9 protein-coding genes are annotated in these 11,953 nt (G+C 69.8%); 2 read left to right on the forward strand and 7 right to left on the reverse strand.

All coding sequences use genetic code 11. The features are described 5' to 3' along the window. Positions 1–103 precede the first annotated feature (103 nt). The gene (locus tag K8612_RS05530) at positions 104–493 is read right to left on the reverse strand and encodes a response regulator (RefSeq protein WP_223740480.1); all 390 of its coding nucleotides are present in this window, start codon (positions 491–493) and stop codon (positions 104–106) included. A gap of 155 nt (positions 494–648) precedes the next feature. Further along, positions 649–1,059, reverse strand: a complete 411-nt coding sequence (locus tag K8612_RS05535; RefSeq protein ID WP_223740479.1) for a response regulator transcription factor — start codon at positions 1,057–1,059, stop codon at positions 649–651. Between the two features lie 172 nt (positions 1,060–1,231). Between K8612_RS05535 and K8612_RS05540 the strand changes: the two genes are divergently transcribed. Beyond that, positions 1,232–2,683 carry a hypothetical protein gene (locus tag K8612_RS05540; RefSeq protein ID WP_223761489.1) on the forward strand — a complete coding sequence of 484 codons (1,452 nt, stop codon included), beginning with the start codon at positions 1,232–1,234 and terminating at the stop codon, positions 2,681–2,683. On the opposite strand, the gene K8612_RS05545 is transcribed toward K8612_RS05540, so the two are convergent. From K8612_RS05545 to K8612_RS39155, 5 genes are read right to left on the reverse strand one after another with little or no spacing between them, the layout of a single operon-like run. Next, the gene (locus tag K8612_RS05545; protein ID WP_223761490.1) at positions 2,666–4,282 is read right to left on the reverse strand and encodes a WD40 repeat domain-containing protein; all 1,617 of its coding nucleotides are present in this window, start codon (positions 4,280–4,282) and stop codon (positions 2,666–2,668) included. The two genes, K8612_RS05540 and K8612_RS05545, sit on opposite strands and share 18 nt — an antisense overlap. Positions 4,283–4,285: 3 nt before the next feature. Continuing rightward, positions 4,286–6,322: a hypothetical protein gene (locus K8612_RS39150; protein WP_306799610.1), complete on the reverse strand. Its 2,037-nt coding sequence runs from the start codon at positions 6,320–6,322 to the stop codon at positions 4,286–4,288. Continuing rightward, positions 6,319–8,346, reverse strand: a complete 2,028-nt coding sequence (locus K8612_RS05555) for a CHAT domain-containing protein (protein ID WP_223761491.1) — start codon at positions 8,344–8,346, stop codon at positions 6,319–6,321. Before K8612_RS05555 ends, K8612_RS39150 begins: the two co-directional genes overlap by 4 nt. Before the next feature lie 42 nt (positions 8,347–8,388). Next, entirely contained in the window at positions 8,389–9,036 is a 648-nt protein-coding gene (locus tag K8612_RS05560) for a hypothetical protein (protein ID WP_223740476.1), read from the reverse strand. Further along, positions 9,033–11,027: an AHH domain-containing protein gene (locus K8612_RS39155; protein ID WP_223761492.1), complete on the reverse strand. Its 1,995-nt coding sequence runs from the start codon at positions 11,025–11,027 to the stop codon at positions 9,033–9,035. The genes K8612_RS05560 and K8612_RS39155 overlap by 4 nt, the downstream gene beginning before the upstream one ends. A gap of 289 nt (positions 11,028–11,316) precedes the next feature. Here K8612_RS39155 and K8612_RS05570 point away from each other — a divergent pair, with 289 nt between their 5' ends. Next, entirely contained in the window at positions 11,317–11,916 is a 600-nt protein-coding gene (locus K8612_RS05570) for a TetR/AcrR family transcriptional regulator (RefSeq protein WP_223740474.1), read from the forward strand. Positions 11,917–11,953: the final 37 nt, after the last annotated feature.

Raw genomic sequence — 11,953 nt, forward strand, 5'->3', positions numbered from 1 at the left:
GCGCACGCGTGTGGCGGTGTCATGGCAAGGGTGACCCGGACACCGAGTGGATCCGCGCGATGCGCTTGTCAGGGGGAGGAAGGGCTGGCGACCGCGCGTCCTGCTAGCGCGGAGCTTCCAGCAGATGCGAGACGTGCTCCGCCAGGTCCGGCAGCGGCTGGGGCTTGCTCAGCACCAGGTCCACGCCCAGCGCCTGCGCGCGCGTCCCCAGGTCCGGCGTCGCGAACGCCGTCAGCAGCACCATGCGCGTGGCGGGGGAGGACTCGCGCAGCCGCTTCGCGATGACGAGCCCTTCCTCGGACTGCGTCCCGCTCAGGCGCAGGTCGCTGATGACCAGGTCGTACCGGCCGCGCTTCACGCGCTCCAGGGCCTCGTCCAGGTCCGTGGCCGAGTCGACCTCGTATCCGGCGCTGGAGAAGAAGCGGCCCAGGACCCAGCACAGGACCGTTTCATCATCGACGATCAGCAGGTTCCGGGGCACACGAGGACGCATGAGCAAGGGAGAGGCCAGGGCCCCGGGAATAAATCGATGAAGTCGTTACAGCCACTTGGCCCGCCCGAAACCCGGACTCCGCGCGCGTTTGTCCAGCTTGCGGATCCATTTTCCGGAATCCGGACTGAAACAGACAAGGGCGGCAGCCCGGATTTTCAGCGCATGGGGATGGGCTGGGGCTGGTCCTCGTTGGCCGCGGCGGGGATGAGCGCGGACAGGTGGAGGATGAGCACCGGCATCAACTGCGGCTTGGGCAGCAGCTTGGTGATGCCGCTCGCCCACGCCGAGTGCCGGACCTCGTCCAGGGGCAGCGCCGTCATCAGCAGGATGGGGAGGTGCGAGTCGTGCAGGCGCAGGTCGCGAGCGAACCGCAGCCCTTCCTCCATGCCGGGCCGGCCGAAGGGATGGTCGATGAGGACCGCGTCGAACAGGTTCGTGTCCAGCAGGCCTCGCGCCTGGGAATCCGTGCGAGCGGTGAGGACGGTGAAGCCCGCGGCCGTCAGGTGACGCGCCGTCGCCCCACGAACCGGGGGCTTCGAATCGAGGAGGAGGATTTTACCGTGCATGCACAACAACAGTGCAGCGGTTGTGCCACGCAGGGCGTCATCCTCCAATCCCAATCATTGCAAGGGATTGAGTGGAGGGAGGCGCTGTGGGGGACGGCCCCTTTCCAGTTCCTGGACCGGTCTCCGGATTCTGGACGGAAAAGCGCTACCCTGTCGCGGAATGCCCGAGCCCGTGAAGGATGAAGCGCTGCACCTCCTGCTCGCGCGCGCGGATGACCGCCGGCCCGTGCTGGAGGACGGCCTCCCCGCGGACTCCACCCGGGATGCGCCCAGGCCCGCGCCGCTTCCCCGCCGCGCCGAGGGGATGACGCTGGAGCGCCCCGACGCGAACCCCAATGACCTGCCCGCGCAGCGCTGGGGTGTCATCGCGCCGCTGGGCGCGACGGGCGATGCCCTGCTTCGCGCCATCGAGCCGCTCCTCCAGCACCGCGAGCAGGAGCAGGGCGCGCCGGTGATGCGCTACCGCGTCCCTCCCGGCATGGACGCGGGCGCGGCGGTGCGCTGGAAGGAGACGGTGCACCGGGCCGAGGACGTCCCCGAGGAGGAGCGCCCCAGGTACCTGCTGTTGCTCGGGGACCTGCCCGACGTATCCATGGAGTTGCAGCACGTGCTCGCGCATGGCGCGTTCGTGGGGCGGCTTCACGTGGGGCTGCCCGACGGTGCACCGGACCTCGCGGGCTACACGTCCTATGCGGAGAAGGTGAGCGCGGCCGAGAGGCGGGGCGCGCCGCCGGAGGCCCCCGACATGCTCCTTTACACGGCGCGGGACGGGACGACGGCGACGAGCTCGGGCCACCAACTGCTGGTGGAGCCCTGCCGGCAGGTGATGGAGACGCGGTGGAAGCAGAAGCGGCCCGCGTTGAAGGTCCACGAGATTCCCTATGACTGGGCGGACCCCGACACGCTCCTGGAGGCCGCGGCCGGTGCGCGCTCGGCGGTGATGCTCACGGTGGCGCACGGGCTGGGGCGGCCCTCGAAGGGGTGGGCGTCTCCCCAGGAGCAGCGGGCGCTGCAGGGCGCGCTGACGCTGGGCGGAGGCCCGCCGCTCACGGGAGCGCTGCTGCGGGACACACCCTTCCTCCCTGGGGGCATGTGGTTCAGCGTGGCGTGCTTCGGCGCGGCGACCCCTCCGGACAGCGCGTTCCATGCATGGCTCGCGCAGCTCGCCGCGGCGGGCGGGTTCTCGGGGCGTCCTGACTCCGTGCTGCACAGCCTGCCCAGGGCAGGGGAGCGGCCCTTCGTGGCGGCGCTGCCCCAGGCCCTGCTGGCGAACCCGCGCGGCCCGCTGGGCATCATCGGCCACAGTGACCTCGCGTGGACGCTCGGGTTCCTGGACTCGGAGGACATGACGCGCGGCCGCGCGTCGCGTGTGCTCTCCGCGCTCCAGATTTTGTCCAATGGCAGCCGCGCGGGCGTCGCCCTGGACGCGTTGATGAGCGCGTACCGGGGAGTCAACGACGCGCTGCTGGCGGGCTACCGGGCGCGGCAGGACGCGCAGGTGTATGGCATTCCGGATCCGGTCGACCCGAAGCGACAGGGTTATCAGTGGATGCAGCGCAATGACTTGCGCGGCTATGTGTTGCTTGGAGACCCCGCCGCGAGGCTTTCAGGGCAGCAGCCGTAGCGCCGGGGGCGGCGTCACGCGCGGATCCCGTCCCTGGACCCGCTCACATTCCGCATAGGCGCTCCGTGCCTGCTCCTCGCTTTCGTCCAGGTAGCTGCGACGGACGTCCGGAGGAAGGCAGTCCTTGTTGACGGCCCGGAGCCGGCGCTGGAGCGCCGGAACGTCCAGGGGCCAGAGCTGCGCCTGTTCATCGAAGCAGACCGTCAGGACCTGCGGTCCGGTCGGATTGAACTCGGCGGAGGTGACTCCCCACTCACAGCCCTGGATCACCACGGGCAGTCCCGTTCCGTCCACCCTCCACACCCGCGCGGTCCTGTCGCTCGATGTCGTCACCACCCAACGGCCATCCGGGCTGAAGCTGGCGGAGAGGACGTCCCCCCCATGCCCCTTGAGCACCACGGGAGTGCCCGTTCCGTCCGCCTTCCACACCCGCGCACTCCTGTCCGCGGACGCTGTCACCACCCACTGGCCATCCCGGCTGAAGCGGGCGGAAGAGACGTCCCCCTCATGCCCCTTGAGCACCACGGGGGTGCCCGTTCCGTCCGCTTTCCACACCCGCGCGGTCGCGTCCGCGGACGCCGTCACCACCCACTGGCCATCGAGGCTGAACTCGGCCGAACGGATGTCCCCTCCATGGCCCACGAGCACCACGGGCGTGCCCGTCCCATCCGCCCTCAGCACCTTCAGGGTCCGGCCCGACGCGGTGACCACCCACTGACCGTCGCGGCTGAACCGGGCCAGGCGCGCCGGGTCGGACCCCAGTGCCCGCGATGTCCCGCTCCCGTCCGCCCTCCACACCCGGGGCACGCCTCCGTACTGGAGCGTGGTCAGCACCGACTGACCCTCCGGACTGAACTCCGCCGAGGCGATGGGCTTGAGCAGCTCTCCCTTCAGCACCACCGGAGCGCCCGTTCCATCCGCTCGCCACACCCGCGCATTCCCGTTCTCGGAGGTCGTCACCACCCAGCGGCCATCCGGGCTGAAGGCGGCCGACGAAACAGGGCCGTCGCGCCCGTCGAGCACGACAGGGGCTCCCGTCCCCTCCGTGCGCCAGACGCGCGCCGCTCCGTCGGCGCCCGCCGCGACGACGTGCTGTCCATCCGGGCTGAACGCCGCGGTCTGGATCCCGCCGGCCGTCCTGCCCGAGTCCTGGAACACAACGGGAAGCTCCGGCCCGCCTGCCTTCCAGACCCGGAGGGCGCCATCCGTGGACGCGGTGAGGATCCGCTGCCCGTCCGGGCTGAACCGCGCTTCCTCGACCGAGCCCTGGTGCCCCTTGAGCACCAGGGGCGCGCCTCTTCCATCCGCCCTCCGCACCCTCGCGGTCCTGTCCAGGGACGCGGTCACCACCCACTGGCCGTCCGGGCTGAACCCCGCGGACATGACGGGGTCCACATGCCCTCCGAGCACGACGGGCGTGCCCGTTCCATCCGCCTTCCACACCCGCGCCGTCTTGTCCGCCGAAGCCGTCACCACCCACAGGCCATCGGGGCTGAACGTGGCGGAGAACACGATCCCCTCATGTCCCTTGAGCACCACGGGCGAGCCCTTCCCATCCGCCCGCCACACCCGCGCCGTCCTGTCCTCGGAAGCCGTCACCACCTATTGCCCATCCGGGCTGAACTCGGCCGAGGAGACGGGCTTGGTGTGTCCCTTGAGCACGACGGGCGAGCCCTTCCCATCCGCCCGCCACACCCGCGCCGTCCCATCCCACGACGCGGTCACCACGCGCCGCCCGTCCGGACTGAAGCGCGCCGCCAGGACCGATGCCTCGTGCCCGGCGAGCCGTAGGGGCTCTCCGATTCCATCCGCCCGCCGCACCTGCGCGCTCATGTCCGCGGAAGCCGTCACCAGCCACTGGCCATCCGGACTGAAGGCCGCCGAGTGGACGGTGTCCTCGTACCCCCGGAGCACCCTGGGTTTGCCCGTCCCATCCGTCCGCCACACCCGGACGGTGGCGTCCTGGGACGCCGTGGCAACCCATTGCCCGTCCGGGCTGAACTCGATGGAGCTGATGAAGCCCAGATGGCCCTTCAGCGCCACGGGCGTGCCCGTCCCGTCCACGCGCCACACCCACGCCAGTCCCTCCGGCGAAGACGCCGCCACATGCTGGCCGTCCGGACTGAAGGCCGCGTGGTGCAGGGGGGCCGTTCCCTGGAACGTCACCTCCGGGAGGGGTTCCTTCAAGAAGTCATGCGCCAACTGCGTCCACCAGCGCGCCTGCTCGGGTTCGGGCACTTCGAGCAGCAGCTTCGTGGCCATCGCGGTGTAGCCGCGGCCCTGCAGGTCGCGAGCCCCCGTCATCAACGCCAGTCCCCGCGCGTCTCGCGCCTGCTTGACGGCTTCCTGCTTCGCGCGCTCCGCGTCCTTCGTCGCCTGCTCCGCATGGCCCTGTTCCTTCAAGGCCCAGGCGAGCAGCAGGGTCATCAACACCGCCACGCCCGCCGCCACGGACGCCAGGACGATGAGCCTGCGCCGCTCGGCCGCTTCACGCCGGCGCTGTCGCTGCGCGGACTCCCGCTCGATGCGCTGCTGCTTGAGCTCGAAGACCTTGCGCGCGAGCCAGTCGTGTCCCAGCTCGAAGTACCGGCTGCCCTGGTGCTGCTCCGCGTGCAGCACCGCCGCCGCCTCCAGGTGTGTCAGCACCTCGTCCGCGTGCTCGGGTGGCAGCTCGGCGCGAGCCTCCTGCTCCGTCAGCAGGGTCCGGCTGCCGTCGCTCGCGATGAGGTGCTGCTCCAGCAACCGGCGCGCCGCCCGCTTCTTGTCGGAGCCGAGCGCGTCCAGCGTCGCCTCCAGGTAGCGGTGCACCATCGGCTCCGCGGCGACAGGCTCCACGGCCTGGCCCCGCGCCCGCTCGTCCCACAGCGCCCGGCAGACGATCTGCGCGAACGCGGCCTGCACCTCGGCGTCATCGTCCTGTTCGCCCTGGCCCGCCATGCGCACCTGCCGCATCAGCGCGCGCACCTCCTGCTCGGACCAGGGCTGCGAGGGCAGGCCCTTCTCGGTGGCCAGCCGGCACGACACCTTCACCATCTCGCCCACGGTGAGCGGCCCCAGCCGGAAGCCCTGCTCCAGCAGCTCGCGCCGGCCCCGCACGCGGTCCCGGAAGCGCCCCAGGTAGTCCTCGCGCATCGCCAGCACGAGCTGCAGCCCGCGCACCGGCTTGCGCGCCAGCGCGTCCAGCCCCTTCAGCAGCGCGCCCGTGGCCTCGATGTCGCGCCCCGGCAGGAAGAGCTGCTCCAACTGGTCCAGGTAGATGAGGACCGGCCGGTCGGAGCGCTGCGACGCGAGCTCCAGCGCCGCGTCCAGCGCCTGCGCCGTCCCCGCCTGCTCCGGCGGCGGCCCCAGCTCCAGCTCCGCGTGCATCGTGCGCACGAGCCGCGCCAGCGGAGCCTCCCCCGCGAGCCACCCGTCGATGCGCACCGTGCGGAACTCGTGCGCCTCCTCCAGCAGCGGAATCACGCCGGCCTGCATCACCGACGACTTCCCCGCGCCGGACGGACCGAAGAGGGTGAGGCACGGGTGCGCGAGGATGCGGTTCACCAGCCGCTGGGTCACGGTCTCGCGGCCGAAGAAGCGCTCGCGGTCCGCCGCGCGGTAGGGCTGCGGACCGAGGAAGGGGTTCACCGGGCTGCTCATCGCGAACCTCCCGGCGTCCCCGTGCCGAGGGACCCGGCCACGGCGTCCGCATCCGCCTGCACCACCTGGATGCCCGCGCCCGCGGGCAGGCCCCGGCCCGACCTCCACGACTCCGCCTCATGCACCCCGGGCTCCAGCAGCACCAGGCTCTTGCGAGGGAGCGGCCGGCGTCCGAACAGCCGCGACAGCAGCATGCGGTGGTGCCACGCCAGCAATGACAGTCCGACGAGCAGCGCGGGCCGGCTGTCCAGGGTCCCCAGGATGGCGTCCGCCAGGTCCGGCGGGAGGACGGACTCCAGGTCCCGCACGCCGTGCAGGTAGTCGTCCTCCGTGAGCAGGGGCGTTTCGAAGACGCGGTCCGGCAGGTAGCCCCGGTACAGCCTCACCAGCGCCACGTCGCGCGACGGATCGAAGTCCAGGGGCAGCGCGTCGAGCGGCTCCCAGCCCTGGCCCGGCAGGCGCCGCCGGATCAGCGCGGAGCCCTCGTCGGGCGACGAGGGCTGGATGACATACAGCGGCAGCTCCGGCCGGTGCCGCGCGAGCGCCTGTTCCAGCACGGGCATGCGCAGCAGCGTGATGTGCACGCCGGGCCCCAGCCGCCGCGCGAGCGCCTCCACCAGCGGCAGCGTGGGCGTCGCATCCCGGAACACCTCCTGGAAGTGCGAGTCCAGCGTCTTGGGGCCGAAGCGCAGCGTGAACCGCTGCGCCAGCGCGCTCATCGGCAGGGCGTCCGGCACGGCCCACGGCGTGCCCCGCATCCGGCCGTGCAGGAGCTCCCGGAGGTCCTCGTCCGTGGTGCCTCCGTGGTCGCCCAGCACCAGGGAGAAGGGACGTGAGACCAGGTCCATCAACCCGCGCAGGGACGGATCCTCTCCGCGCACCGGTTCGGCCTGCACGGGGGCGCGGGGCGCGGGCTTCGCGCGAGCGGGGCGGAAGGAGAAGAGGGTGGTGTCACTGCCACGCAGGTACAGCACGGGGGAGAAGGCCTCGGCGCTCTCGCTGAACTCCGTCAGCACCGTGCTGCGCGCGTCGTGGAGGCAGCGGGCCACGTCGCCCCGGTGCCGGGTGTCCCCCACCAACGCGCGGTAGAAGGCCCGCGAGCACGCGCGCGCCACGTCTGTCTTCACCGGCCACAGGTGCGCCACCACCGCGTCCGCGCCGCCCTGCGCGAGCAGCTCCGCCGCGCTCGTCAGCGTCCCCGGTTGAGCGCCCTGACAGGCTTCGAGCACCACCAGTCGCAGGTCGCCCCGGAAGGCTCCCGCCAGCTCCTTCGCCAGCAGCTCCACGGGAAGCCCCGCGGACGCGCCGTCCGCGTCCGTGAGTTGCAGGACCGGGGCTCCCCGCGCGTCCACGCCGCCATGCCCGATGAAGTGCAGGATGTGCGGCGAGGGCTCCGAGCGGAGCCGGTCGATGACGTAGTCGCGCCGCGAGCGGGGCCCCACGAGCGGCTGCATCCACTCCAGCGCCCCGGAGTCGATGGCCGGCTGGAGCATGGCGCGCAGGCGGTCCGGTGCCTCTTCGTCCAGCGGCGAGACGACGAGCAGCCGCACGGCCCCGGTGACCTCGCGAGGAAGCCAGGGCTTCGTGGACTGCACCCCGCGCACGATGCACAGCTCCGGCGAGATGCCGAGGAAGTCGAGCGGCCCGGACTGTCCACAGAGCGCCTCCCAGGGAAGCGCCTGGAGCTCCCGGTCCCGAGGCAGGAGCCGCAGCAGCAGCGGCCTCTGGCTCCCGGTGTTGCGCGACACGCCGCGCAGCTCGAGCAGCACCTCCTGGAGCCCCTCGCGGAAGAGGGCGGAGTGCAGCGCCCGCGCCTGCTCGGGAGACTCCAGGGGCACCCCGCGCACGGCCGCGTCCCGCACCCACTCGCCAAAGCGGAGGAGGGCTTCGCGCGAGTGCCCCAACCTGTGGGGCGCGGGCTGTTGGCCGCCGCTGCCCCGCGCCGTGGCGCTGACCTCATCGCCCGCCAGCGCGAGGTCGACCTCCAGCCAGAATGCGGGCGCCGCTGTTCCGCTCGTGCTCATTTGACCCGACATCCTGATTCCCTCGCTCCACGCATCTGGGCGCTACACCTGGGGCCTCCACCAGAGTCCCTTCAGTCCTGCCTGTTCACAGGCATGGCGGGCCTCCTCCGTGAAGCAGTAGAACGCCAGTTCGGGAACTGCGAACACAGGAGGAAAGCCTCCCGGCGGTGTCTTGAGCACGAGGGGCCGGGCTTTCTCCTTGCCCAGAAGTCCCGCGCCGGTTTGGTGGAAGGGCACGCCCTTGACGAGGGTCCGTTCCCGGTCGAGGCAGTCGGTTTCTTCCAGCAATTGGAGGATGACAAAGCCCTCGTTCTTCAGTGTGGGGTCTTGTACCGGGTACCAGGTCCGCTGCCGGGTGAACCGATCACGCACCAGGTGCTTGATGCGTTCCGCGTAGATGACCGTGGGGATGAGCCGGTGATGGAATGGCCCCACGGATTCGAGCACGCGCACCATGCGCCGGGAGATCAGCAGCAGCCCCCGGGGCGCGGTGAACAGGTGGTCGAGCCGAGCGGCGTTCTCCAGGTTGCCAACGAACTCGATGATCTCAGGAGCGCCGCGTTCCCTTTGGTAGTCGACGCCGGGCTTGTGGAACGTCACGGACTCGAAGCCGTCGAACTCAATGCTGACGGCGTCGAAGACATCTTCTTCCTCGATGTGCGAGATGTCGGCCGTCAGTGCGTACATCATGCCGTGCGTGAGTCCTCGTGGGCGGGGAGTTCCAGCAGCGCTAGCTTGACTCCTACGACGATGCCATCCTCGCGCAACTCCTTGAGGACGTCCACAGGGAGGTTGCCAGTCTCAATGGCCTCACGAAGGTTTAATTCGATCTCGAGAATCGCATCTTCGATTTCACGGGGCGTCAGGCTGGAGCCAGGCTTGCGCTTGCCCAAGGAGTCATCCAGCGCTTCCAGTGCATCATCGAGCAGCGTGGTGACGTAGCTGTTGTATTTGGGATGGCTGCCCAGGTGCATGATCTTTCCCTGCGGATCCTTGCAAGGCATGTCGAGGATGTTCGTTCCTCGGTCGAGGGTGTAGCTTTCTAGCCGCTCCATGGCCTTGCGGATCATCGGATGCTTCTGGGCGACCGCATCCGGAATCAGGTGGTGCATGGGATTGCCGCGAGCGATGCGTATCTCCGCTGCCTTCCGGGCTGCCTTGCCGTGGGTCTTCTCCACCCAGTCCAGGTAGTTCTTCCGGTAGCGGCTGAAAATGCTGATGCGGGGCGTCCCCTTGCCGATCTTGAGCACGACCAGTCCGTTCTCGGTGACTGTGAGCGCTCCGTACTCGTCGCTCAGGGCCTTCCCGTCCGGGCGACGAATGCGATAGGGCTGGGAGCCGTTGTTCATCTTCTCCAGGCGATAGCCGGCTGTCTCCAGCTCCTTCTTGAATGTGTTGAACGCGGGCGTTCCTTCCTTCGGAACCTTTCGTCCGACGAGTTCCTTGAGCTTGTCCCAGTTGGGAAGCGTCTCCAGGAGCCTTTCCCATTCGGCGTCACTGACCGTGCGCTCGGTCAGGGTGGGTTCGGTGTCCGGCCTGGAGGACGCGCCGTCCTTGACGGCCTTCGACATCAGGGGCCTGCCGGCTCCCCACGGATTGAAGGGCAGGGACACAGAATGAGAGGTGATCGAGCCCGGCTGGAATACAGGGACGCCGGCAAAGGCGCCGCCGGGACCTTGCGCCGCCATCATGTAGAAGCGGGGTGGGTTGATTTTCACGGTTCTCGCCAGCTTGACCCCTCGTCCCAGGTTGGTCTTCGCGCCCATCGCCGCAAGCGCTGCTGCGGCGATGCTCATCAGCATCCGGAGGAAGGATTTGCTGGCCTCCTTGAGCCGCTCCGCGGAACCGTTGGCCTCCCAGGCCTGGGTGATCCATGAACTGGCATGTTTCAGGGCCTCCACCCCTGCGTCGATGATTCCCTGAGCGCCAAACGCCGCCAGCCCCAGTTGGATGATCGCCGCAGCGAGTTGGCCGACCCCCGTGGGCGTCGCCGCGAGGACGGTGGAGAGCGCCTCCGCGGCGATGAACCCCGCGACGATGGCACTGATCTCCAACAGATTGTCCTTGATGGCCTGGGCGTACTGCCCGGTGACCTCTCCGAAGTGCTGTCCTGACTGGTCGACGGAGATGATCAGATCCTCCAGGTGCCGGGCAGCCTCGCGCGCCCGCGCAAGCGCGCCGCCGGTGATGGACCCGCTCGGCACTTCTTCTTGGAGGCGGTTGGCGTATGCGGTGCTGACAAGCCAGATGCGCTTCCCGGCGACAAGCTCCACGCCGTTCTTGCCACGCCGGACGCCCATCCGGCCGCGCTCCTTGTTCACGTGAAGGATGACGTTTTCGTAGAATCGCAAATCGCGTCCCGGCGCAATGGCCTCCTTGTAGAGACGCGCTACGATAGGCTCCAGACGGTCTCCCGGCTTGACCTGATAGAGGGTCGCAGCGGGTTCCGGCGGATCGAGCGTGATGCGGAAGTCTTGTATCTGCCCACGCAAGAGATATCCCCCCACCAGGGTCGATACGTAATACCAGCCGGGCGCCTGGGAATGACCTTGGAGCACCGTCACCCGTGTGCCTGGCGGTAGCGGGGACGGTGTCAGGCAGGTCGAGCCCTTGACTCCCGCAGGAAGCGTTCGAAGATTGGCTCCTTCACTGTTGTCGATGAAGCCGAACCTGATCGTCACGGTCCCCTCCCGTCGAGCAGTCGGCGAAGGAGGGAATGACAGACACACCCGTGGTTCCCCAGCGGGCAACATCCCTTCATACGGGCCGTCGTGGCTCGGATTTGAGAGGATTCATGGCTCCGCACCTCAAGTGAAGGACCGTGCGGGTGGGTGACCCTTGCCGCGTTGGACCCGCCCTCAGCTTCGGTCTGACGGGGGCCAGCAGGAGCCATGGGTGTGCACTCCGCGCCCGGCCACGGCTCCCGCAGAAGCGGTTGCGGAAAAAGCACGACCGTCCTATGAAGTGCCCATGCGCAAGGGCGAGCTCACCCATCAGACCATCCTGGAGACGGCCGTCCGGCTGGCGAGCCGGGTGGGGCTGCAGGGACTGAGCATCGGGGGGCTGGCCGAGGAGCTGGGCCTCTCCAAGAGCGGCCTGTTCGCGCACTTCAAGTCCAAGACGGAGCTGCAGGTGCAGGTGCTGGAGGCGGCCACCGCCGTCTTCACCGAGCGCGTCGTCCGCCCGGCGCTGGGCAAGGCCCGCGGCGAGCCCCGCGTGCGGGCGCTCTTTGACGGCTGGCTCACCTGGGACCGGGACAAGCTGCTCGAGGGCGGCTGCATCTTCGTGGCGGCGGCGGCGGAGCTGGACGACGCGCCCGGGCCCGCGAGGGACACGCTGGTGCAGAGCCAGCGGGACTGGCTGGACTGCCTGGCCCAGGCCGCCCGCATCGCCGTGGCGGAAGGGCACTTCCGCGAGGCCCTGGACGTGGAGCAGTTCGCCCATGATCAGTACGCCGTGATGCTGGGCTTCCACCACGCGAAGCGGTTGATGCGGGACCCCCAGGCCGAGGCGCGAGCCCGCCGGGCCTTCGACGCGCTCGTCGCCGCCGCCCACACCCCCACTTCCTGACCTTGTCGTCGCCGTGTCCTTCGAGGAGGACCTCATC

Origin of the sequence: Corallococcus sp. AS-1-6, assembly GCF_020037015.1 — a bacterium.
Classification (GTDB): Bacteria; Myxococcota; Myxococcia; order Myxococcales; family Myxococcaceae; genus Corallococcus.

Coding starts and splice junctions, on each gene's coding strand:
- K8612_RS05530 (WP_223740480.1), bottom strand. CDS start 493: ATGCGTCCTCGTGTGCCCCGGAACCTGCTGATCGTCGATGATGAAACG.
- K8612_RS05555 (WP_223761491.1), bottom strand. CDS start 8,346: ATGAGCACGAGCGGAACAGCGGCGCCCGCATTCTGGCTGGAGGTCGAC.
- K8612_RS05560 (WP_223740476.1), bottom strand. CDS start 9,036: ATGATGTACGCACTGACGGCCGACATCTCGCACATCGAGGAAGAAGAT.
- K8612_RS39150 (WP_306799610.1), bottom strand. CDS start 6,322: ATGAGCAGCCCGGTGAACCCCTTCCTCGGTCCGCAGCCCTACCGCGCG.
- K8612_RS05570 (WP_223740474.1), top strand. CDS start 11,317: ATGCGCAAGGGCGAGCTCACCCATCAGACCATCCTGGAGACGGCCGTC.
- K8612_RS05535 (WP_223740479.1), bottom strand. CDS start 1,059: ATGCACGGTAAAATCCTCCTCCTCGATTCGAAGCCCCCGGTTCGTGGG.